This is a genomic window from Bradyrhizobium sp. NBAIM08, assembly GCF_020193935.1.
GTDB classification, from domain to species: domain Bacteria; phylum Pseudomonadota; class Alphaproteobacteria; order Rhizobiales; family Xanthobacteraceae; genus Bradyrhizobium; species Bradyrhizobium yuanmingense.
Genome location: NZ_JADYVR010000013.1, coordinates 35354 through 57915 on the forward strand (window position 1 = coordinate 35354; position 22562 = coordinate 57915).

The following is a 22562-nucleotide window of genomic DNA, read 5'->3' on the forward strand; positions in this document are numbered from 1 at the left end:
GCGAGCGGTAAGCTAAATCACGTCCGCGAGCGAGTGGCCGTGCAGCTCGATGTTCAGCCCCTGCATGCCCAAGTCGTTGATCTCGCCGCCCATCGCCTTCAGGCTCTCTTCGCGGATCAGCGACATCAGCCCGCGGCGGAGCGCCAAGAATTCCGACGACATCATCATCGATTGCTGCCGCGGCCGCTCCAGCGGGATCGGGATCTCCGCCTTGATCGAGCCCGGCCGCGCGGTCATGCAATAGACGCGGTCGGACAGGAAGATGGCTTCGTCAATGTCGTGGGTGACAAACAGCACCGAGATCTTCAGCCGCTGCCACATATTGGTGAGGATCTGCTGCATGATGACGCGCGTCTGCGCGTCGAGCGCGCCGAAGGGCTCGTCCAGCAACAGCACTTTCGGTCCCGTCGCGAGCGCGCGGACGATGCCGACGCGCTGCTTCATGCCGCCGGAGAGCTTTTCCGGATAATGCTTTTCGAACGCTTCGAGTCCCGCAAGCCCCAACAGCGTGCGCGCGGCGCGTTCGCGCTGCGAGCGCGGCATGCCGCGCATCTTCAGGCCGAACTCGACGTTCTCGCGCACGGTTTTCCACGGAAAAAGAGAATATTGCTGAAACACCATGCCGCGTTCGGCGCTCGGACCGTTTACCCGCTCGCCGTCGACGGTAACTACACCGGTCGTCGGCTTGAGGAAGCCTGCGACCGCATTGAGCAGCGTCGACTTTCCGCAGCCGGACGGGCCGACGATCGACACGAACTCGCCGGGCCGCACATGGATCTGCGTGTCGGTGACAGCCTGCACCGCGCCCTCGATGGTCTCGTAGGCGAGGGAGAAGTTCTTGACTTCGATGTGGCCTTTTGGGCTGTTCGCTAGCACCTCGCTCATGTCGATCTCCACGGCATCACCAATTGCCCCGCGCCCCGGATCAGCAGGCTCGATCCGAGGCCGAGCACCCCGATCGCGATCATGCCGAGCGCGATGTCGGCATATTGGACCAGCGAATAAGCTTCCCAGGTGAAGTAACCGATGCCGTACTGACCGGAGATCATCTCGGCCGCGATCAGCGACACCCAGGCGACGCCCATGCCGACGGTGAGGCCGGTGAAGATGTGCGGCAGCGAGGCTGGGAAATAGACCTCCCGAAAGATCGAGCGTTCGCGCGCGCCGAGACATTGTGCGGCGCGTACCAGCACGGGGTCGACCAGCGACATGCCGTGCAGGGTGTTGACGAGAATCGGGAAGAACGAACCGAGGAAGGTGATGTAGACGATGCTCTGCTCGTTGGTCGGCCACAGCATGATCGCCATCGGCACCCAGGCGATTGCCGGGATCGGCCGCAGCACTTCGGCGACCGGGAAAATCACCTCATGCACCAGCTTGAAGCGCCCCATGATCAGGCCGAGCGGCACGCCGACGATCGCCGCGAGCGAGAATCCGATGAAGATGCGCCGGCAACTGAGCAGGATGTGCATCAGGAATTTAGGATCGTGAATCGCCTTTATGAAGCTGTCATAGACCGCGAGCGGCGAGGGCACGTTGGTGAAGCGCACGAAGAACACGACCCGATAGGTCGTGAGCAGATGCCAGACCAGCAGAAAGGCGAGCAGCGAAATCACGCCGATTGCCGCCGCGCGCAGACCTGCCCGATTGAGCCGGTACCAGCGCAACCCCAGTGTGGCGAAGGAAGGCGGCGTCGAAGGCCGGATGATGGCGGCGGGCGCGGAGCCCGCCTCAGCAAGTGCTGTTGCCGGCATGCTGTCCTCGGGCTGTCTGACGAGGGCGGGGCTGCTCACGTCTTGCCTCCGCCGACGGCGGCCTTCATCGCTTCATCGAAGCCGAGCACCTTGCCGCTGATCTTGGCAGCGTAGGCTTCGGCGTCCTTCTTCAGCAGGAACGGGGCGACCTCGCTATTGCCGACCGCGAAGAAGGCCTGATCGGCGAACAGCTTGATGCCGCGCGTGGTGTCGAAGACGTAGGCGACGTTGATCTTCTTGCCCTTGGCCTTGTAGTCGGCATAGGCGCCGAGCGTGCAGCTGGCGGACGAGAAGGGCATGATGCCGGCACCGTCGACCCAAACTTCGCCCGCCTTGCGCGGATCGGTGATGGGCTTCTTGCAGAAGCTGTCCTCGCCCGAGATCTCATAGTTGTTGGTGCTCGCGAGCTGGGCGTCGTAGTCGAGCTTCATTTCAGCATAGGCCTTGCGGATGTATTTGTCGTCGACCCATTTTTTCGGATCGAACTCCTTCATGCGGCCGAGATTCTGCAGCACCTTGACGTCGGTCGTGGCCGCATCGATCAGCGCCGGCTTGATAGTCGGATCGGTCGTCATATTGCCGCTGGGCCCTAAGAAGATGTAGACGACCTCCTTGTTGATGCCGGTCCATTCCTGGATCTTCTCGGCGGCCAGCTTGGGATCCGCGCGCAGCCACTGATTGGCGGCGATTAGCGCCTTGAAATAGGCGACGACGACCTCGGGATATTTTTCGGCGAAGTCGGTGCGAACCACGATGCCGTGGAAGGTCGGCAAGTTCGTTTCGACGCCGTCGAAGATCTTCCGCGCGAAGCCGCGGAACGGCAACAGCTCGGCGAAGGGGACGAAATCGGCGTGCCCGTCGATCTTCTTCTCCTGCAGATTGGTCGAGCCGACCTCCGGGCTCTGGCTGACGAGCTGGAAGAAATCGGACGCATAGCCGCGATCCTGCATCGCTTTCAGCACCATGCCGTGCGCGGCGGAGCCGAAAGGCACGCTGACGAGCTTACCCTTGAGATCGGCGAGGTCGTAATAGGGTGAGTCCTTGTGGACGACGAGGCCGTTGCCCGAGCCGGACAGGCTGTAGGCGGCGATGCCGACGAGGCGGCTCTTGCTCTCCGGATTGCTCTCGAAGGTGAATCCGTTCACGATGAGCGGATAGTCGCCCATCATCCCGATCTGCAGCTTGTTCGCCATCATCGCGTTGGTGACGGGCGGACCGGAGGTGAAGTTCTGCCATTCGAGCTCGAACTTGATGTTGGCGTATTTGCCGTCCTTCGGCAGGTACTTCTCAAGCAGTTGCAATTGGCGGATGACGACGCCTGCGGTGACCGTGTTGGTCGTGGTATCCTGCGTTCCGATGCCGAGCTTGACGGTTTCCGCAGAAGCCGGCTGCGCGACGAGCAGCGCCAGCGACGTCACCGACATCGCGATCGAGAGCGTGGGAAGATGGCGGGCCATTCTCATCCTCATTCGGTTGGATGTGCTGTGGGTGCCATGATTGGGGGAGGGCGCAGGCAGGGCAAATCCGGAGTGGCCGCCGCAGTCGATTAGTTGCCGGGAAAAGCTGATTGCATACTCCTTGGGCAGTCCTGCACTATAAAGCCGCTTGCCTGTGCACCGGCCATGGTCGCGGGCCCCCTTCAATCCGCCGCCTGGCCGCGCATCTCCTCCAGAATGTCGGTCCGGCAGACCACGATCTGCGACCGTTTGGTCAGCACGATTCCCTTCTCCTGCATCCGCTTCAGGCTGATCGTGACCCATTGTCTGGTGGCGCCGACCATGTGGGCGATGTCGGCGTGGGTGAAGGCCGCAGCGATCACGGTGCCGTCGGCATCCGCGACGCCGTAGAGCTCGACGAGATGCAGCAAGAGATGGGCGAGACGCTGCGTGATCGAGCGCGTCCCCAGCATCTGGGCCAGCGCCGAATAGCATTTGCCCTTGAACGTCAGGCCTTCGATCAGGCCAATCGCGAGGTTCGGGATCTCTGTAGCAAGGGACCGCAGTTCCTTTCCGGGCAGGTGCACGACGCTGCAATTACTGGAGGCAACGCCGGACCATTGATGCACGGTGCCTTCGAACACTTCGGGGCCGCCGACGAAATTGCCAACATGCCAATAGGCCAGCGTGATTTCGCGTCCGAGTGGCGAGGTGTAGAATACACGGATGCGGCCGCTCTCGATCAGCCAGATGCCGTCATGCTTGCCGCCCTGGCTGAACAGCGTTTGGCCGCGATTGAGCACCTTGCGGCGGCCCTGCTTCAGCACCAACTCCCGCTCGCGCGGTGAGAGCTTGTCCATCAACGGGGGTGGACCGCCGATCCATTGCTGGTTCTCGGTGAGCAGCAGCGAGGAACTGCTGGCAGGCCTGACTGCTGGGGGAACAGCCCCGCGAACCGCATTCGCTGCCTGCAACATCGCCTGCCTCCCGAACGTTTCAAATCGTTCTAAAGAGGAGCAATGTCCGTGCCAGATGGGGGCAGACGCCTCGCGCGGGGAAATGACACCGAATACCGGGTCACCGCCCCGCCAAGTTCAGCAGATACGGCTTCGGATAAATCCCCCGGTTGTGCCCATCCGAAAACGAAATGTTCAGCCCATAGCCGAGATCGCCGATGTCGGTAATCGCAATCCCCGGAAACGCTTTGGGGAAGCGGCCGTCGAAGCGGGCGCGGGTGCAATGGGCGCATTTGCAGGAGAGGCGGAGTGTTTCGGCAGAAACGCTGAGCGCGTCGTCCTGCGCGGTGCGGACCAGGAGCGAAGCGAGATCGGCGCTGGCTTCGTAGTCGGCCACGGTCGGTGCCACCAATGTCATTGTCATGACGAACCTCTGACTTCGTTCTACGTCGAGGCGGGAACGCACGAATAGCAACTAATTGCCGGTGCGGGTGGGATCGCGAGCCTGCTCTTCGAGCAACCCACGCGAAATGTGAAACTAATCGACCGGGAACTTCACTTCCGAATTGCCGGACTCTCCTCTCTCCGAAACCTTGCGCGTCATCGATGACCAAGGAGAGACGATGAGTGCATTTCAGAAGGAAACGGTTCTGTCGGTCAGGCACTGGACCGAGTCCCTGTTCAGCTTCACCGCGACGCGCGATCCCGGCTTCCGCTTCCAGAACGGCCAGTTCGCAATGATTGGTCTGGAGGTCGAGGGCAAGCCGTTGATGCGCGCCTACAGCATGGCCAGCGCCAATCACGAGGAGGCGCTCGAATTCTTCTCGATCAAGGTGCAGGACGGCCCGCTGACCTCGCGCCTTCAGAAGATCAGGGAAGGTGACATCATCCTGGTCGGGCGCAAGGCGACGGGCACGCTGATCACCGGCAACCTCATTCCGGGAAAACGCCTGCTGCTGCTTTCAACCGGAACGGGCCTGGCGCCCTTCGCCAGCCTGATCAAGGACCCCGACGTCTATGAGAATTACGAGACCATCGTGCTCGCCCATGGCTGCCGCCAGGTCTCGGAACTCGCCTATGGCGAGCACCTCGTCGAGGACCTGCGCAATCACGAATTCTTCGGCCCCTTGATCCGCGACAAGCTCGTCTACTACCCGACCGTCACCCGCGAGCCGTTCCGGAATCGCGGCCGCATCACCGACCTGATCGCCTCGAACCAGCTCTTCGAGGATATCGGACAAGCGAGCCTCGACATCGAAACTGACCGCATCATGCTGTGCGGCAGCCCGGCGATGCTCGAGGAACTCCACGCGATGTTCGCGGCGCGCGGCTTTGTCGAGGGCAACCATAGCCAGCCCGGCCATTTCGTCATCGAAAAAGCCTTCGTCGAGCGCTGAGCTACAAATCGCGTCCCAGCGACAACTAATTGCTATCGCGGCGACGCCCCCTGAACAAATCTGACGCAAAGGCGCCGGGATCGGCGAACCAGGAGCAAGCGATGGCACTAGATCAGATCGTCGACGGACTTTCGGAAGTTTCCTGCGATGTGCTGGTGATCGGCGGCGGCACAGCCGGCCCGATGGCGGCACTGAAGGCGAAGCTGAAGAACCCGAAGGCCAATGTCGTCCTGCTCGAGAAGGCGAACGTCAAGCGCTCCGGCGCGATCTCGATGGGTATGGATGGGCTCAACAACGCCGTCATCCCCGGTTACGCGACGCCGGAGCAGTACACCAAGGAAATCACCATCGCCAATGACGGCATCGTCGATCAGAAGGCGGTCTACAAATACGCCCAGAACTGCTACAAGATCATCGAGGAACTGGACAGCTTCGGCATTCGCTTCCTGAAGAACGAGAACGGCGACTACGCCGTCAAGAAGGTGCACCACATCGGCACCTATGTGCTGCCAATGCCGAACGGCGAGACCGTGAAGAAGGCGCTCTACCGCCAGCTCCGCCGCGCCCGCATCCTGATCTCCAACCGCTACATGGCGACGCGTCTGCTCAAGTCCTCCGACGGTCGCATCGCCGGTGCCATCAGCGTCAATACGCGCACCGCCGAGATGCTCGTGATCAAGGCCAAGGCCGTGATCCTGTGCATGGGCGCCGCCGGCCGGCTAGGTCTGCCGACCTCCGGCTACATGTTCGGCACCTATGAGAACGCCGCCAATTCCGGCGACGGCTACGCCATGGCGTATCACGCCGGCGCCGCGCTTGCGAACCTCGAATGCTTCCAGATCAACCCGCTGATCAAGGACTATAACGGCCCGGCTTGCGCCTATGTCGCCGGCCCGTTCGGCGCATATACGGCAAACAACGAAGGCTCGCGCTTCATCGAATGCGACTACTGGTCCGGCCAGATGATGCTGGAGTTCTACAACGAGCTCCTCTCCGGCAAGGGTCCGGTGTTCCTCCAGCTCAAGCATCTCCACCCCGACACCATTTCCGAGATCGAATCCACGCTGCACAAGGTCGAGCGTCCGACGCGCGGCCTGTTCCAGCAGGGGCGCGGGGTCGACTACCGCAGTGAGTCCATCGAGATGCATATCTCCGAGATCGGCTTCTGCTCCGGCCACAGCGCGTCAGGCGTGTTCGTCGACGACAATGCCCGCACCACCGTACCCGGCCTCTACGCCGCCGGCGACATGGCGAGCGTCCCGCACAATTACATGCTCGGCGCCTTCACCAACGGCTCGGTCGCAGGCATCGACGCGATGGAGTTCGCCGACAACCATGATTTCGCGGAATTCGACGCGGCCGACGTCGCCATGGAACGCGAGCGCGTGATGGCGCCGACCAAGCGCGAGGACGGCATTCCGCCGAACCAGATTGAGTACAAGACCCGCCGTCTGGTCAACGACTATCTCCAGCCGCCGAAGGTCACGCGCAAATATGAGCTCGGCGTGCGGCGGCTCGCCGAAGCGCGTGAGGATATGCAGGAGCGCATGATCGCGCGCAACGCGCACGAATTGCTGCGCGCGCTCGAAGTGCAGTCGATCATGGACTGTGCCGATATGGCCGCACACGCCTCGCTCTACCGCGAAGAGAGCCGCTGGGGTCTCTATCACTGGCGGACGGATTTCCCGGAGAAGGACAACGAGAACTGGTTCTGCCACACGCTGCTGTCCAAGCAGGACGGCAGGATGACCAGCGAGAAGCGCGCAGTCGAGCCCTATGTCGTGCCGATCGCGGACGACGAGAAGGACCTCTACGACAAGCAGCGCATTCGCGCCTCGGCCTGATCCACCAGAACATAGCCAACAGGAGACATCACATGCCTCTCGCGTCCTATCAGACATCGGTTCCGGTGGTGGTCGACGACGCCAAATGCATCGCGGACAAGGGCTGCACGGTGTGCGTCGATGTCTGCCCGCTCGACGTGCTGCGCATCAGCGACATGACCAACAAGGCCTACATGGCCTATGACGAGTGCTGGTATTGCATGCCCTGCGAAGCGGATTGTCCGACCGGCGCCGTCACCGTCAACATTCCCTATCTGTTGAGGTGATCATGTCGAGCCCGTTCGAATCCTATGACGATCTCGAGGACGCCGACGAGCGGCTGCAGGCGGCCGATCCCGCCGAACGCCGCGTCGCCATCATTGCACTCGGTCATTCCGGCGATCCCGCCGCGGTCGCACATCTTGCCAAAATGGTCACCGATCCCGATGCCGGTGTGCGCCAGCAGGTCGCGATGGCGCTCGGCGAGTTCGACGGACCGGAGGCAGCAAGCGCGCTGGTGAAGCTGCTCGTCGATCCCGAGAGGATCGTCGCGGCGGCTGCGGCCGACAGCATGGCTGAATTCAAGGATCCCGCCTGCGCCGACGCGATCCTGCCGCTGGTCAGGCATACCCACGCTTTCGTCCGCATGGGCGCTCTGCGCGCGCTGAAGGAACTGCGCCGCAGGGATACACTCAAGCCCGCGCTGGAAGCGCTCCAGGACCCTGACGCCGCCGTCCGTGTGCAGGCGATCGGCGTGATCGGCTTTCTCAAGCTGGAAGAATCCATTCCGGCGCTAACCGCGCTGATCAACGATCCCGATGCCCATGTGCGCCGCGCCGCCGTGAGCGCATTGGCCTTTTCGCAGATGAAGCCGGCGGCGGAGACCATCACCCGCGCGCTGAAGGATGCCGACTGGATGGTCCGCGAGATGGCAGCGGAGACGCTGGGCCTCAACGTGAATGGTGCAATCGCGGCTGATCAGCTCGTCGCTTGCCTCGCGGATGAGTTCTGGCAGGTGCGGCTGAAGGCGATCCGCAGCCTTGGCAAGATGAAGATCGAACGCGCGGTGCGGCCGATCGGCAATTGCGTCAATCACGACCAGGCGAATTTGCGCAAAGAGGCCGCCGCCGCGCTAGGTGAGATCGGCCACCCTGACGGCGAGGCATTCCTGGCCGTGATCGCCGACGATCCTGATCCTGATGTCCGCAAGAATGCGCGCTGGGCACTGCACCAGATTGCAGCGCGAAAGGCGCGGGCAGGGGCATAATTGCACGGCGCGTCGCCGCTCTGGACTTCCAGCGCCAGACGTTTATTGGTCTTCGCTCACGGGAACGGCCGCTGCGAATGCGGCCATTCCTTAGAACAGCGAGGACGCGGCCATGACGACATTGACTGTAAAGGACCTTCTCCCCGAGGACGGCACGAAGGGGACGCTGGTCGGCCGCGTCTGGCTGCCGCAGGTCAACGGTCCGGCCGTCGCCGCCATGCGCGGTGACGGTGTGTATGACGTCACAGCAAAATTTCCGACCATCAGTGCGCTCTGCGAGACGGACGATCCCGCCAAGGCGCTTGCCGCCACCAAGGGCGAGCGCATCGGTGATCTCGAGGCGATCGTCGCCAACACCCCGCCGGACGGGCGCGATCCCCAAAAGCCCTGGCTGCTCGCGCCCGTCGATCTCCAGACGCTGAAAGCCGCCGGGGTCACCTTTGCGATCTCGATGCTCGAACGTGTCATCGAAGAGCGCGCCAAGGGCAATCCGGCCTCGGCCGAAGCGATCCGGAAAGAAGTGACGCGCCTGATCGGCGACGATCTGTCAAAGCTCAAGCCGGGCTCGGATCAGGCGATGCACCTGAAGCAAGTGCTGATCGATCAGAATGCCTGGAGCCAATATCTTGAGGTCGGCATCGGTCCGGATGCCGAGGTTTTCACCAAGGCGCCCACCTTGTCGTCGGTCGGCACCGGCATGGATGCCGGCCTGCACCCGAAATCGACCTGGAACAATCCCGAGCCCGAGCTCGTGCTGTTCGTGTCGAGCCGCGGCAAGATCGTCGGGGGCGCGCTCGGCAACGACGTGAACCTGCGCGACTTCGAGGGCCGCTCGGCGCTGCTGTTGTCGAAGGCCAAGGACAACAACGCGTCCTGCTCGATCGGCCCGCTGCTGCGCCTGTTCGACGACACCTTCACGCTCGACGACGCGCGCAGGCTGGACATCAGCCTGAATGTCACGGGCGCGGACGGCTTCGTTCTCGACGGCCATTCCTCGATCAGCAAGATCAGCCGCGATCCGACCGATCTCGTCGCGCAGACCATCGGCAAGGTGCATCAATATCCTGACGGCTTCGTGCTGTTCCTCGGCACCATGTTCGCACCCGTGAAGGATCGCGATGCGCCGGGGCAGGGATTCACCCACAAGCGCGACGACATTGTCACTATCGCAGCGCCTCAGCTCGGCAAGCTCGTCAACCGCATGCGCACCAGCGACGAGTGCGAGCCCTGGACGTTCGGCATCGGCGCACTGATGAAGAACCTGGCGCAGCGGAAGCTGATCTAGCGCTGCTGCCCTTCGCCTCCCGCAAGCGGGGGCGCACCTTCGCCCCGCTGACAACTGAGGCTCCATCGCGCCGCCTAATTTTTTCATCCCTCCGTTGCATGAAGGGAGCAAAATCGCGCTGAACGTGTCATAACTCAGCTCGCTCCACCTCGGCTGCGTTTGCTCCAAATAGTCAAATAATATGACTAGTCGGAACTCAACTTCCGTGAAATAGTGCCCGCCGCTGGCGCGAAGGCCGGCCTGTGGGTGCCATGCTACCAATCGGCGCCCCCGGATAAAACATCTTGGGAGACGCGCCCGATGCCCCCTAAAGCTCTCTGTGCGGCCAGCGCCATGGCCGCCTTGTTGCTCGCGACGCCGGCCAGCGCCCAGCTCACGATCGGCTTCTCGCAGATTGGATCGGAATCCGGCTGGCGCGCGGCCGAAACGTCCGTCTCAGCATGAAGTCGACCTCCTGCACCGCGCCAAAGCTCTTGCTGATCCCCCGCACCTCGGGCGTGCTTCTATTCGCCTTCATCGCCCTGCTGCAGGGGCTGGTCGCGCTTGCGCGCCGGCCGGCGGCGAAGCATGCGGGAGCGGCGTCATGACCTCGCGGATCGTCGTCATCCCGACCCGGCGGGCCCATTCCAACCATGCGGAGGTGGCGCGTTCGATCGGCGTCGACATCATCGCCGGCCGCTATGCGGAAGGCACGCGCCTGCCGGGGGATGCCGAGATGATCGCAATGTTCGGCGTGTCGCGGCCGGTGCTGCGCGAGAGCGTCAAGACGCTGGTCGCCAAGGGCCTGCTCACCACCAAGGCGCGGGTCGGCACCGTCGTGCGCGAGCGAGGTGCCTGGAACATGTTCGACGCAGACGTGCTGGCCTGGCACCTCGATGCCGGCATCGACAAGCGCTTCCTTGACGACCTCGCCGAGATCCGTCTCGCCGTGGAGCCGCGCGCGGCGATGCTGGCGGCAACACAGCGATCCGAGCAAGACATCAGCGAGCTGCGCCGCAGCATGGATCGGATGCGGCATGAAGCGTCCGACTCGGTCGGTTTTGCAGATGCAGATCTCGCGCTTCATGTTGCCGTGGCGCGTGCCTCGGGCAATCTGTTCATGCGCTCGATTGGGCATGTCATTGAAGCAGCGCTGCGCGCCTCTTTCCTGCTCAGCGCTCCGGTCGAGCCGGAGGATCGCGATACCGTGCTGCTCTGGCATCAGAAGATCGTCGATGCCATCGTCGCGGGCGATGCCCATGCCGCATCCGAGGCCATGGTCTATGTCATTCACAACGGCATGCGCCGCCATGACAGTACGGCGATCGAAACCGCCCCGGCCGAGCCGCCACCGTCGGCCGACACTGGAGAACAAGCGTGACAGACCTTCGCATCGCCATCGTCGGCTTCGGCAAGATCGCGCGGGACCAGCATGTGGCGGCGATCGCCGCCACACCGGGCGCAACGCTTGCCGCCGTGGCGAGCCGCAACGCCTCGCTGCAGGGGGTGCCGCATTTTGCGACCATCGAGGAATTGCTTCAGAAGGGGCCGCCGATCGACGCGGTCTCGCTCTGCACGCCGCCGCAGGTGCGACGGGCCCAGGCCGCGGCGGCGCTCGCCGCCGGCAAGCACGTCATGCTGGAGAAGCCGCCGGGCAACGGCGTTGCCGAGCTTGATCCGTTGATCGCGATGGCGGCGGGTGCGAAGCGGACATTGTTTGCGACCTGGCATTCGCGCTATGCGCCGGCGGTGGAGCCGGCCCGGCAATGGCTCACTGATCGGCACATCAAATCCGTTCACATCAGCTGGAAGGAAGACGTGCGTGTCTGGCATCCCGGGCAGGGCTGGATCTGGGAGCCCGGCGGCCTCGGCGTGTTCGATCCGGGCATCAATGCGCTGTCGATCCTGACCAGGATTCTGCCGAAGCCCGTGTTCGTCACCGCGGCCGAGCTGGCCTTTCCAGCCAATTGCCAGGCGCCGATCGCGGCGAACGTGAACCTGACGGATATCAGCGGCCTGCCCGTGACCGCCGAGTTCGACTTCCGCCAGACCGGACCGCAGAGCTGGGATATCCTCGTCGAAACCGATCAGGGCCGGCTGACGCTGTCCAGCGGTGGCGCGCGCATGGCCGTCGACGGCAAGGTGCTTGCCGAAGGGCCCGATGAGGAATATCGCGGGCTCTACCGACGCTTCGTCGCGCTCGCAGCAACCGGCGCAAGTGACGTCGATCTGACGCCGCTCCGTCTCGTCGCCGACGCCTTCCTGCTCGGCAAGCGCACGATCGCCGAACCGTTTGTGGATTGAGCATGGCCGCATCAACAATCACAAGAGACGTGTTCGGGACGCTGCCCGACGGCCACGAGGTCGAGCGCGTCGTGCTGCGCGGGGAGGGCGGCTTCGAGGCGCGCATCATCAGCTACGGCGCGGTGCTGCAGGCGTTGATCGCGCCGGATGCCAACGGCGGATATGACGACGTCGTGCTTGGCCATGATGCCTTCGCCGGCTATCTCGCCGAACGGAAGTTTCTGGGCGCCACCGTCGGCCGCTATGCCAACCGCATCGCCAAGGGACAGTTTTCGCTTCAAGGCGAGACGGTGCAGCTAGCGGTCAACAACGGTCCGAATGCGTTGCACGGCGGGCTCGAGGGTTTTGATCGCAAGCTCTGGGAGATCGCGGAGATCGACGAAGGCGCCGAGCCCGCGGTGACGCTCACCTATGTCAGCCCGCATGGCGAGGAGAGTTATCCCGGTAGGCTCGACGTTCGCGTGACCTATCGCATCACCGGGCCGACCGAGCTGTCGCTGCTGATGGAAGCGCGGACCGACCGGCCGACCGTCGTCAATTTGACCAACCACAGCTTCTTCAATCTCGAGGGTGCGACGTCGGAGACGTCCATTCTCGACCACCGCCTGATGGTCGCCGCCGAGCAGTTCCTCGCCATCGATGCCACCGCCATTCCGCTGCCGGAGCCGCCGCGCAGCGTGGCCGGCACGCCGTTCGATTTCCGCAAACCGTGGCCGGTGGGTGAGCGCATCCGCGAAGGTGACCCGCAATTGCGCAACGGCAGGGGCTACGACCACACCTACTGCCTCGGGCGCGACGGCAAGCTTGCGCTCGCGGCGCGGCTGGAGGCGCCGCGCTCCGGGCGCATCATGGAGCTGTTCACCGATCAGCCCGGACTTCAGGTCTATTCGGGCAATTATCTCGACGGTACGATGTCGGGCAAGGGCGGCAAGCTGATCCGGCAATCGGACGCCATCTGCCTGGAGCCGCACATCTGGCCCGACGCTCCGAACCGGCCGGACTTTCCGAGCCCGCGCCTCGATTCCGGCGAGGTCTATCGCCATCACACGGTCTATCGCTTCTCAGTGAGGTCGCCATGATGGAGCAGGTGCCGACGGCTGTCCTCTCGAACCATCCTTGCCATCTCGGCGAAGGTCCGACCTATGACGTGACCACGAATACGGCCTGGTGGTTCGACATCCGCGAAGGCAAGCTGTTCGAGGCGCAACTCGGCAGCGGCTCTGTCCGCACCCACGCGCTCGGTCGGATGGCGAGCGCGCTGGGGCGCATCGACGCCGAGCGGCAGCTGATCGTCGCCGAGGACGGCCTCTATATCCGCAAGCTCGCTGATGGTGCGATGACGCTGTTCTGTCCCCTCGAAGCGGACAATCCGGCGACGCGCTCGAACGATTGCCGCGTGCATCAATCCGGTACGTTCTGGATCGGCACCATGGGCAAGAAAGCCGAGCCGAAGGCGGGCGCGATCTACGCCCTTCATCGCGGCAAGATCTCGACGCTGTTTCCCGGCATCAGCATTCCCAATTCGATCTGCTTCTCGCCCGACGGCGCCACCGGCTACTTCACCGACACGCCGCGTGCGGTGCTCTATGCCGTGCCGCTCAACCCCGCGACCGGCCTGCCGCGCGGCGAGCCGGAGGTGCTGTTGCGCCACAGCGGCATCGGCGGTCTCGACGGTTCGGTATGCGACGCCGACGGGCAGATCTGGAATGCGTGCTGGGGCGCGAGCCGGATCGACGTCTACTCGCCGCAAGGCGAGCGCCTGCGTTCGCTTAGCGTGCCGGCGAAGCAGGCGAGCTGCCCCGCCTTCGTCGGCCCCGACCTGTCGCGCCTGCTCGTCACGTCGGCCTGGCAGGATATGGACACGGCGGCACGCGCTGCCGATCCGCAAGCCGGCTGCACCTTTCTGCTCGAAGCAGCCGCGCGCGGACGCGCGGAACCCGACGTCAAGCTCGCATAGGAGGCCCAAGCCGTACACGACCGTCGTTCTCGACACCACGAAGAAAGTCTGACACCCAAAGGGAGTGAAACATGCTGAAACTGAAGACAACATTTCTCGCGCTGGCGTTGGCCAGTGCCGCCACGATGGCCACAGGCGTCGCTGCCTTCGCCCAGAAGGCGACGGTCGGCATCGCCATGCCGACGAAGTCCTCGGCGCGCTGGATCGACGACGGCAACAACATGGTCAAGGTGCTGAAGGAGCGCGGCTACAACACCGACCTGCAATATGCCGAGGACGACATCCCGAACCAGCTCTCCCAGGTCGAGAACATGGTGACCAAGGGCGCCAAGGCGCTGGTGATCGCCGCGATCGACGGTACCACCTTGTCCGACGTGCTCAAGCAGGCGAAAGCAAAAGGCATCACCGTGATCGCCTATGACCGCCTGATCCGCGGCACGCCGAACGTCGACTATTACGCGACCTTCGACAACTTCCAGGTCGGCGTGCTCCAGGCGGAGTCGATCGTGCAAGGTCTCGGCCTGAAGGACGGCAAGGGCCCCTTCAACATCGAGCTGTTCGGCGGCTCGCCCGACGACAACAATGCCTACTTCTTCTACAACGGCGCCATGAGCGTGCTGAAGCCATATATCGACAGCGGCAAGCTCGTCGTCGTGTCCGGCCAGATGGGCATGGATAAGGTCGCGACCCTGCGCTGGGACGGCGCCACTGCGCAGGCCCGCATGGACAACCTGCTCAGCGCCTACTACGGCAACAAGAAGGTCAACGCCGTGCTGTCGCCCTATGACGGCCTCTCGATCGGCATCATCTCCTCGCTGAAGGGCGTCGGCTACGGGAGTGCCGGCCAGCCGATGCCCATCATCTCGGGCCAGGATGCCGAAGTGCCCTCGATCAAGGCCATGCTGCGCGGCGACCAGTACTCGACCATCTTCAAGGACACCCGCGACCTCGCCAAGGTGACCGCTGACATGGTCGACGCCGCGCTCGCCGGCAAGCAGGTCACCGTCAACGACACCAAGACCTACGAGAACGGTGTCAAGACCGTGCCGTCCTATCTGCTGAAGCCGGTTGTGGTCTACAAGGACAATTGGGAGAAGACCCTGGTCGACAGCGGCTACTATAAGAAGTCGCAGTTCCAGTAAGACTCTCTCTTTTTCCCCTCTCCCCGCTTGCGGGGAGAGGGTTAGGGTGAGGGGCCTCTTTCCATACGGGCAGTGGTTGGTATGCACTCCGTCATTGCGAGCGCAGCGAAGCAATCCAGTCTGCCACGGCGGAAATTGTCTGGATTGCTTCGCTGCGCTCGCAATGACGATGTGGATGCAGCGATATCAGTCAACCTCTCCCCGCACGCGGGGAGAGACGAAGTAACGCAAGGGACACCAAAGCCATGACCGCCATGCTGGAGATGCGCAACGTCAGCAAGAGCTTTGCCGGCGTGCAGGCATTGCGCGACGTCAACTTCTCGGTTCGCGCCGGGCAGATCCATGCGCTCGTCGGCGAGAACGGCGCCGGCAAGTCGACAACGCAAGGGACACCAAAGCCATGACCGCCATGCTGGAGATGCGCAACGTCAGCAAGAGCTTTGCCGGCGTACAGGCATTGCGCGACGTCAACTTCTCGGTTCGCGCCGGGCAGATCCATGCGCTCGTCGGCGAGAACGGCGCCGGCAAGTCGACGCTGATGAAGGTGCTGAGCGGGGTCTATCCGCACGGCAGCTACGAGGGCACCATCGTCTTCGAGGGCGAGGAGCGCCGCTTCCGCGACATCAATGATTCCGAGGCGCTGGGCATCATCATCATCCATCAGGAGCTGGCGCTGATCCCGCTGATGTCGATTGCGGAGAACATCTTCCTGTCGCATCCGCCGTCGAAGTTGGGGGTGATCGACCGCGACGAGGTCTACCGGCGCACGCGCGAGCTGCTGGCGCAGGTCGGCCTGAAGGAATCGCCGGATACGCTGATCACCGATCTCGGCGTCGGCAAGCAGCAGCTGGTCGAGATCGCGAAGGCGCTGTCCAAGCGGGTGCGGATGCTGATCCTGGACGAGCCGACCGCGAGTCTCAACGAGGCCGACAGCGCCGCGCTGCTCGAACGGCTGATGACGTTCCGCGAGCAGGGCATCGGCTCGATCCTGATCTCGCACAAGCTGAACGAGGTTGCCAAGGTCGCCGACCACATCACCGTGCTGCGCGACGGCCGCACGGTGGACAGCATCGACTGCCACGCCGAGCAGATCCAGGAAGATCGCATCATCCGCAGCATGGTCAACCGCGACATGGCGCACCGCTTCCCGGAGCGCAACGTGAAGATCGGCGAGCCGGTGCTCGACGTCGAGAACTGGTCGGTCTATCACCCCATTCATCCCGAGCGGCAGGTGATCAAGAACGTCAGTTTCGGTGTCAAGCGCGGCGAGGTCGTGGGCATTGCCGGGCTGATGGGGGCTGGGCGCACCGAGTTCGCCATGAGCCTGTTCGGCCGCTCCTGGGGCACCAATATCAGCGGCACTATCCGGCTCGAAGGCCGGGAGATCGCGCTGCCGAGCGTCGCCGCCGCGATCGACGCCGGCCTTGCCTACGTCACCGAGGACCGCAAGCAGCTCGGCCTGATCCTCGCCGACGACGTCCGCAAGAACATCACGCTGGCGAGCCTCGACCAGGTCGCACCGGGCAGGGTGATCGACGATATCGCCGAGCTCAAGGTCGCCAGCGACTACCGCAACCGGATGCGCATCCGCTGCTCCGACGTCTACCAGGAGACCAGCCAGCTCTCCGGCGGCAACCAGCAAAAGGTCGTGCTGTCGAAATGGCTGATGACCGACCCCAAGGTCCTGATCCTGGACGAGCCGACCAGGGGTATCGACGTCGGTGCCAAATATGAGATTTACTGTATCATCAACGAGCTTGCGGAAGCCGGCCGCGGCGTCGTGGTGATCTCCTCGGAGATGCCCGAGCTGCTCGGCATCTGCGATCGCATCTGCGTCATGAACGACGGCGCCTTCGTCGGCGAGTTCAAGGGCTCAGAGGCGACACAGGAAAAGATCATGCGCGCCATCATGCGCAACGAACGAAGCATTGGGAACGCCGCGCCCGCGGCCGCGGAGATGGGAGGATTGCAGCCATGACCGACAAGACGGTTTCGCTGCCCGAGGAGCGCCGGCACGGCAGCTTCATCAAGAACAATTTGCGCAATTACGGCATGTTGATGTCGCTGGTTGCGATCATGCTGTTCTTCCAGGTCGTGACCGGCGGCACGTTGCTGCAGCCGCTCAACCTCACCAACCTGGTGCTGCAGAACAGCTACATCGTCATCATGGCGCTGGGCATGCTGCTGGTCATCGTCACTGGCCATATCGACCTTTCGGTCGGCTCGGTCGCAGGCTTCATCGGCGCCGTGGCGGCCTTGCTGATGGTGACCTACAAGGTCGATTATACGCTCGCCTTCATCGCTTGCCTCGCGCTCGGTGGCGCGATCGGTGCGGCGCAGGGCTATTGGGTGGCCTATTTCAAGATCCCCTCCTTCATCGTGACATTGGCGGGCATGCTGGTGTTCAAGGGCCTGGCGCTCGCGGTGTTGCAGGGCCAGTCGCTCGGGCCGTTCCCGGCCACCTTCCAGAAACTGTCCTCGGGTTTCATTCCGGAGCTGCTGCCTGAGGCCGGCACGCTGCATCCGACCTCGATGCTGATCGGCGCCGTTCTCGCGCTCGGGCTCGTCTATGCCAGTGCCAAGGGAAGGTCGCGCGAGCAGTCGCACGGCATCGAGGTCGAGCCCTATGCGTTCTTCCTCGGCAAAAGCATCTTGCTCGCCTGCGCCGTGCTCTATTTCACCTATCTGATCGCCTCGCATCGCGGCTTGCCGAACGTGCTGGTGATCATGACCGCGCTGATCGCGCTCTACGGCTTCGTCACCCGCCGCACCGTGATCGGCCGGCAGATCTACGCGGTCGGCGGCAACGCCAAGGCGGCGAGCCTGTCGGGCATCAAGACCGAGCGGCTGACCTTCCTCACCTTCGTCAACATGGGCGTGCTGGCCGCGCTCGCCGGCCTCGTCTTCGCCGCGCGGCTCAACACGGCGACTCCGAAGGCCGGCCTCGGCTTCGAGCTCGACGTCATTGCCGCCTGCTTCATCGGCGGCGCCTCGGCCTATGGCGGTGTCGGGCGAGTCGGCGGTGCCGTGGTCGGCGCCATGATCATGGGCGTGATGAACAACGGCATGTCCATCCTCGGCATCGGCATCGACTATCAGCAGGTCATCAAGGGCCTGGTGCTGCTGGGCGCGGTGTGCATCGACGTGTACAATCAGCGGCGGTAGCGCTTCGTAGCCCGGATGCAGCGCAGCGTAATCCGGGTCTCTGCGCTTGGTGAGATTTCCCGGATTGCGCTGCGCTGCATCCGGGCTACGGTCCTAAGCACTACGGCAGCGGTGATTGCGTCGTGAACAGCACGGTCGCGATCCCGATCGAGAGCCCCACCGCCGATACGGTTCCCACCGTCGACAGCACGCCCATGCGCCTGAGCGCGATGGCGAAGGCAATGATGATGGGTGTTGCGGTCATCAGCCCGATCTGTGCATCGCTCATGGGATCGTCCGGCGCTCCGTGAAGCTCTGAGCCGGTTCGTACCGCGAAACGGCTGGCTGAACGTTGTGTCGGCGCAAACAGGAGCCCTGCAGTCCTCCAGTTTGTCCGGCAACAAATTCGGAACCGGGTGGCCGAGCTAAGTCTGACCGGTGTCCTGATCCGGAAAGACGATGTCGACGGCCGAGTGCGAACAGCAGGAAACAGGCTGGGGAATCCTGCAGGATCTCCCCGGCGATCCCATGATCTGGGTGCTGATCTTCAGCGAACTCGTCGCCTTCGGCCTGCTCCTCGGCGCCTTCTCTGTCGCCCGCGCGATTCACCCCGCGATGTTCGCGGCCGGGCAGGCCACGCTCGATTCGCATCTCGCCGGCCTCAATACCGTCGTGCTGGTGACCAGCGGCTGGGCGGCGGCCCGGGCGACCAAGGCCGTGCGGAATGGACAACGGGCAACGACACGATACTGGCTTCTCGGCGCCATGGCGCTCGGCTGCCTTTTCATCGCGATCAAGCTCGCAGAGTACGCCGAAGAAACCGGGCGCGGGGTCGGGCTTGAGACCAATCCCTTCTTCACGCTCTACTTCCTGCTGACCGGCTTTCATCTCCTGCACGTTGGTCTCGGCATCATCATTCTCGCCGTGGTCTGCCGCCGAGCCGGGATATCAGGCGTCGAGACGGGAACGGCCTTCTGGCACATGGTCGATCTGGTCTGGATCGTGATGTTCCCGATCCTGTATCTGGTGAAATGACGATGCCAGATCGTGTCGACGTCACCTGGATCGCCTTGATCGGCCTTGCGCTTGCGACCGTCCTGCTGCCGCCGCTGATACCACGGGCGCTGCTCGGCAACGCTCTGCTGCTTGCCTTCGCCGCGCTCAAGGGGCATCGCATCGCGCTCGACTTCATGGATCTTCGCGCCGTCCCCGCACTCTGGCGCGGTCTCGTCGCGAGCTGGATCCTCATCGTGCTGCTGCTTGCCTGGCTCGCCTCCGCGCTCGTCGCCCTGATCTGACGCGCTCATTGCGCCCTGACAAAGAACGGGCCGGGCAAAGCGGCAATAAATCACACCATCGCAATTTCGCAGGAATCAACCGGAAAGGATTGGCAATGGCTGAACGCCTGACCAAGTCGGCCGCTCGAAACGTCTTCTACGGCGGCTCGGCCTTTTTCTTCGCCATCTTCATAGGGCTAACGGCGCACAGCCATTACTACATGGCCACGACATCGACCGACGCAGCCACGCTGACGTCTTCGGTTGCCCGCGGCAAGCACGTCTGGGAGAAGAATTCTTGCATCAACTGTCATACCCTGCTGGGCGAGGGCGCCTACTTTGCGCCTGAAGTCGGCAATGTCTGGGATCGCTGGGGTGGCAACGAGGATCCGGCCGCCGCGCGCGAGACATTGAAGGCCTGGATGCAGTCGCAGCCTTCGGGCGCACCGGGCCGCCGGCAGATGCCTCAATTCAACCTCACCGACCAGGAGCTCGATGATCTCGCCGACTTCCTGCAATGGACCAGCAAGATCAAGCGCCAAGAGTGGCCGCCGAACAAGGCGGGCTGAGCGCATCGCTTCCTGAAATCCCTCAAGACAGAGAGCCTGAGATGAAATATCAGACCCAGAAAGTCGCGATGCTGTATTTCTACGGCGCGCTGACCCTGTTCGTGGCGCAGGTCCTATTCGGTCTCGTCGCTGGAACGATCTACGTCCTGCCCAACACGCTGTCGACCCTGCTGCCGTTCAACGTCGTCAGGATGATCCACACCAACGCGCTGATCGTGTGGTCGTTGATCGGCTTCATGGGCGCGACCTACTTCCTGCTGCCCGAGGAAACCGAGACAGAGCTCTACAGCCCGCTGCTGGCCAAGATCCAGTTCTGGATGTTTTTCGGTGCTGCGGGTGTGGCTGTGGTCGGTTATCTCTTCCAATACCACGAGGGCCGCGAATTCCTCGAACAGCCCTTCATCATCAAGGTCGGCATCGTCGTCGTCTGCCTGATGTTCCTGTTCAACGTCACCATGACGGCGCTGAAGGGCCGTAAGACCACGATCACCAACATCCTGCTATTCGGGCTGTGGGGCGTTGCGATCTTCTTCCTGTTCGCCTTTTACAACCCGGTAAATCTCGCGGTCGACAAGATGTACTGGTGGTATGTTGTTCATCTCTGGGTCGAGGGCGTCTGGGAGCTGATCATGGCCTCCGTGCTCGCTTATCTCATGATCAAGCTCAACGGCATCGACCGCGAAGTGGTCGAGAAGTGGCTCTACGTCATCATCGGGCTGGCGCTGTTCTCCGGCATCCTCGGCACCGGCCATCATTTCTACTGGATCGGCGCGCCCGGTTACTGGCAGTGGATCGGCTCGCTGTTCTCCACGCTCGAGGTCGCGCCGTTCTTCACCATGGTGATCTTCACGGTGCAAATGACCTGGAAGGCCGGCCGCAAGCACCCGAACCGCGCTGCATTGTTGTGGTCGGTCGGCTGCTCGGTCATGGCGTTCCTCGGCGCCGGTGTCTGGGGTTTCCTGCACACCCTGTCCTCGGTCAACTACTACACCCACGGCACCCAGGTTACCGCCGCGCACGGCCATCTCGCCTTCTTCGGCGCCTATGTGATGCTGAACCTGTCCGTGATGGCCTATGCAATCCCACAGATCAGAGGGCGTGCGCCCTACAATCAATGGCTCTCCATGGCGAGCTTCTGGATCATGTGCACCGCCATGATGGTGATGACCTTCGCGCTGACCTTCGCCGGCGTGGTCCAGGTCCATCTCCAGCGCGTGCTCGGCCAGGGCTACATGGACGTGCAGGACCAGCTCGCGATGTTTTACTGGGTCCGGCTGGGGTCCGGCGTGTTCGTCGCGATCTCCGCGCTGATGTTCGTGTGGGCCGTGCTTGTGCCCGGTCGCGCCCGTCAGCCGGTCATCCCCGGCGCGTTGCAGCCGGCCGAGTGAGCGCGCAAAGGCGGCCGTGGCTCGCTGCGGCCGCCGTCACTATGTGAATTCCGGAGAAAGACCATGAATGCAGCACTTCTCGCCGTGGCGAAGCCCGAACCTCAGCCGCCCGCCTATATTGCCAGTGGCAACGAATGCGCGCTGTTCGAGCACGCTTGGCGCAATCAGCTGCCGGTGCTGCTGAAGGGGCCGACCGGCTGCGGCAAGACGCGCTTCGTCACGCATATGGCGGCGCGGCTGGGATTGCCGCTGCATACCGTCGCCTGCCACGACGATCTCACCGCGGCCGATCTCACCGGCCGCTATCTGCTCAGGGGCGGCGATACCGTGTGGAGCGACGGCCCGTTGACGCGGGCGTTGCGCGAGGGCGGCATCTGCTATCTCGACGAGGTCGTGGAGGCGCGCAAGGACGTAACGGTGGTGCTGCATCCCCTGACCGACGATCGCCGCATCCTGCCTCTGGAGCGTACCGGCGAGCAGCTTGCCGCGCCGAACAGCTTCATGCTCGTCGTCTCCTACAATCCAGGCTATCAGACGCTGCTCAAGGCGCTCAAGCCGTCGACGCGGCAGCGCTTTGTCGCGATCGAGTTCGGCTTCCTGCCGCCGGAGCAGGAGATTGCGGTGGTCGCCGCCGAGAGCGGACTATCGCCGGAGCGCGTGCGGCCGCTGGTCGGGCTGGCTGGCCGGCTGCGCGCGCTGAAGGGCCACGACCTGGAGGAGGGTGTCTCGACCCGGCTCGTCGTCTATTGCGCGACCCTGATTGCGGCCGGCATGCCGACGGCCGATGCCGTGCTCGCTGGCATGATCGAGCCGCTGACCGACGATGCCGATGTCAAGGCGGCGCTGCTGGACGTCGCGCGTGCCGTGATCGGCTGAGGCGGCTC

25 protein-coding genes and 1 pseudogene are annotated in these 22562 nt (G+C 63.5%); 20 read left to right on the forward strand and 6 right to left on the reverse strand.

Annotated features, from left to right (window positions below):
* Positions 1 to 12 precede the first annotated feature (12 nt).
* The 5 genes from I6F37_RS31820 to I6F37_RS31840 form a co-directional block, all read right to left on the reverse strand.
* Positions 13 to 885 carry an ABC transporter ATP-binding protein gene (locus I6F37_RS31820; protein ID WP_036005639.1) on the reverse strand — a complete coding sequence of 291 codons (873 nt, stop codon included), beginning with the start codon at positions 883 to 885 and terminating at the stop codon, positions 13 to 15.
* Positions 882 to 1754: an ABC transporter permease gene (locus tag I6F37_RS31825; protein ID WP_050995895.1), complete on the reverse strand. Its 873-nt coding sequence runs from the start codon at positions 1752 to 1754 to the stop codon at positions 882 to 884. Before I6F37_RS31825 ends, I6F37_RS31820 begins: the two co-directional genes overlap by 4 nt.
* A gap of 35 nt (positions 1755 to 1789) precedes the next feature.
* The gene (locus I6F37_RS31830) at positions 1790 to 3211 is read right to left on the reverse strand and encodes an ABC transporter substrate-binding protein (protein WP_225145955.1); all 1422 of its coding nucleotides are present in this window, start codon (positions 3209 to 3211) and stop codon (positions 1790 to 1792) included.
* A gap of 182 nt (positions 3212 to 3393) precedes the next feature.
* A complete protein-coding gene (locus tag I6F37_RS31835; RefSeq protein WP_036005576.1) occupies positions 3394 to 4167 on the reverse strand; it encodes a Crp/Fnr family transcriptional regulator in 774 nt (257 codons plus the stop codon).
* Positions 4168 to 4267: 100 nt separating this feature from the next.
* Positions 4268 to 4564, reverse strand: a complete 297-nt coding sequence (locus I6F37_RS31840; protein ID WP_036005572.1) for a gamma-butyrobetaine hydroxylase-like domain-containing protein — start codon at positions 4562 to 4564, stop codon at positions 4268 to 4270.
* A gap of 205 nt (positions 4565 to 4769) precedes the next feature.
* On the opposite strand from I6F37_RS31840, the gene I6F37_RS31845 reads away from it, so the two are divergent.
* The 15 genes and pseudogenes from I6F37_RS31845 to mmsB all read left to right on the forward strand — a co-directional run bounded on the left by I6F37_RS31845 (position 4770) and on the right by mmsB (position 18465).
* Positions 4770 to 5543, forward strand: coding sequence for a ferredoxin--NADP reductase (locus I6F37_RS31845; RefSeq protein ID WP_036005636.1), 774 nt, complete (start codon positions 4770 to 4772; stop codon positions 5541 to 5543).
* A 101-nt stretch (positions 5544 to 5644) separates the two neighbouring features.
* Positions 5645 to 7387, forward strand: coding sequence for a fumarate reductase/succinate dehydrogenase flavoprotein subunit (locus I6F37_RS31850; protein ID WP_036005569.1), 1743 nt, complete (start codon positions 5645 to 5647; stop codon positions 7385 to 7387).
* Between the two features lie 32 nt (positions 7388 to 7419).
* The gene (locus I6F37_RS31855; RefSeq protein ID WP_007593252.1) at positions 7420 to 7653 is read left to right on the forward strand and encodes a ferredoxin family protein; all 234 of its coding nucleotides are present in this window, start codon (positions 7420 to 7422) and stop codon (positions 7651 to 7653) included.
* A 2-nt stretch (positions 7654 to 7655) separates the two neighbouring features.
* Positions 7656 to 8633 carry a HEAT repeat domain-containing protein gene (locus I6F37_RS31860; RefSeq protein WP_036005565.1) on the forward strand — a complete coding sequence of 326 codons (978 nt, stop codon included), beginning with the start codon at positions 7656 to 7658 and terminating at the stop codon, positions 8631 to 8633.
* Positions 8634 to 8745: 112 nt separating this feature from the next.
* Positions 8746 to 9918: a fumarylacetoacetate hydrolase family protein gene (locus I6F37_RS31865; protein WP_109144324.1), complete on the forward strand. Its 1173-nt coding sequence runs from the start codon at positions 8746 to 8748 to the stop codon at positions 9916 to 9918.
* 300 nt (positions 9919 to 10218) lie between these two features.
* A pseudogene (locus I6F37_RS31870) lies at positions 10219 to 10353 on the forward strand (sugar ABC transporter substrate-binding protein); the annotation flags it as partial.
* A 5-nt stretch (positions 10354 to 10358) separates the two neighbouring features.
* Positions 10359 to 10505 (forward strand): hypothetical protein, encoded by a 147-nt coding sequence (locus I6F37_RS31875; protein ID WP_157784002.1) that lies wholly within the window; start codon positions 10359 to 10361, stop codon positions 10503 to 10505.
* Positions 10502 to 11278 carry a FadR/GntR family transcriptional regulator gene (locus I6F37_RS31880; protein ID WP_036005559.1) on the forward strand — a complete coding sequence of 259 codons (777 nt, stop codon included), beginning with the start codon at positions 10502 to 10504 and terminating at the stop codon, positions 11276 to 11278. The genes I6F37_RS31875 and I6F37_RS31880 overlap by 4 nt, the downstream gene beginning before the upstream one ends.
* A complete protein-coding gene (locus I6F37_RS31885) occupies positions 11275 to 12201 on the forward strand; it encodes a Gfo/Idh/MocA family protein (protein WP_225111788.1) in 927 nt (308 codons plus the stop codon). The genes I6F37_RS31880 and I6F37_RS31885 overlap by 4 nt, the downstream gene beginning before the upstream one ends.
* Positions 12202 to 12203: 2 nt before the next feature.
* Positions 12204 to 13280, forward strand: coding sequence for an aldose epimerase family protein (locus I6F37_RS31890; RefSeq protein WP_225111789.1), 1077 nt, complete (start codon positions 12204 to 12206; stop codon positions 13278 to 13280).
* Entirely contained in the window at positions 13280 to 14158 is an 879-nt protein-coding gene (locus I6F37_RS31895) for an SMP-30/gluconolactonase/LRE family protein (RefSeq protein WP_225111884.1), read from the forward strand. The genes I6F37_RS31890 and I6F37_RS31895 overlap by 1 nt, the downstream gene beginning before the upstream one ends.
* A 71-nt stretch (positions 14159 to 14229) precedes the next feature.
* Positions 14230 to 15300, forward strand: coding sequence for a multiple monosaccharide ABC transporter substrate-binding protein (gene chvE / locus I6F37_RS31900; protein ID WP_036005529.1), 1071 nt, complete (start codon positions 14230 to 14232; stop codon positions 15298 to 15300).
* 245 nt (positions 15301 to 15545) lie between these two features.
* Positions 15546 to 15704, forward strand: coding sequence for an ATP-binding cassette domain-containing protein (locus I6F37_RS31905; protein ID WP_225111790.1), 159 nt, complete (start codon positions 15546 to 15548; stop codon positions 15702 to 15704).
* A complete protein-coding gene (mmsA, locus tag I6F37_RS31910) occupies positions 15701 to 17278 on the forward strand; it encodes a multiple monosaccharide ABC transporter ATP-binding protein (RefSeq protein ID WP_225111791.1) in 1578 nt (525 codons plus the stop codon). The genes I6F37_RS31905 and mmsA overlap by 4 nt, the downstream gene beginning before the upstream one ends.
* A complete protein-coding gene (mmsB, locus tag I6F37_RS31915) occupies positions 17275 to 18465 on the forward strand; it encodes a multiple monosaccharide ABC transporter permease (RefSeq protein ID WP_036005525.1) in 1191 nt (396 codons plus the stop codon). The genes mmsA and mmsB overlap by 4 nt, the downstream gene beginning before the upstream one ends.
* Before the next feature lie 100 nt (positions 18466 to 18565).
* Here mmsB and I6F37_RS31920 read toward each other — a convergent pair whose 3' ends face one another.
* Entirely contained in the window at positions 18566 to 18733 is a 168-nt protein-coding gene (locus I6F37_RS31920) for a hypothetical protein (RefSeq protein ID WP_085974376.1), read from the reverse strand.
* 170 nt (positions 18734 to 18903) lie between these two features.
* Between I6F37_RS31920 and I6F37_RS31925 the strand changes: the two genes are divergently transcribed.
* The 5 genes from I6F37_RS31925 to I6F37_RS31945 all read left to right on the forward strand — a co-directional run bounded on the left by I6F37_RS31925 (position 18904) and on the right by I6F37_RS31945 (position 22554).
* Positions 18904 to 19479, forward strand: coding sequence for a cytochrome c oxidase subunit 3 family protein (locus I6F37_RS31925; protein WP_225111792.1), 576 nt, complete (start codon positions 18904 to 18906; stop codon positions 19477 to 19479).
* Between the two features lie 2 nt (positions 19480 to 19481).
* Positions 19482 to 19742 (forward strand): cytochrome C oxidase subunit IV family protein, encoded by a 261-nt coding sequence (locus I6F37_RS31930; RefSeq protein ID WP_109145859.1) that lies wholly within the window; start codon positions 19482 to 19484, stop codon positions 19740 to 19742.
* Positions 19743 to 19837: 95 nt separating this feature from the next.
* On the forward strand, positions 19838 to 20290 hold the full coding sequence (locus I6F37_RS31935) for a cytochrome c (RefSeq protein WP_036005521.1): 453 nt from the start codon (positions 19838 to 19840) through the stop codon (positions 20288 to 20290).
* Positions 20291 to 20331: 41 nt separating this feature from the next.
* On the forward strand, positions 20332 to 21678 hold the full coding sequence (locus I6F37_RS31940; RefSeq protein WP_036023400.1) for a cbb3-type cytochrome c oxidase subunit I: 1347 nt from the start codon (positions 20332 to 20334) through the stop codon (positions 21676 to 21678).
* A gap of 63 nt (positions 21679 to 21741) precedes the next feature.
* Entirely contained in the window at positions 21742 to 22554 is an 813-nt protein-coding gene (locus tag I6F37_RS31945) for a CbbQ/NirQ/NorQ/GpvN family protein (protein WP_225111793.1), read from the forward strand.
* The last annotated feature ends 8 nt before the right edge of the window (positions 22555 to 22562 follow it).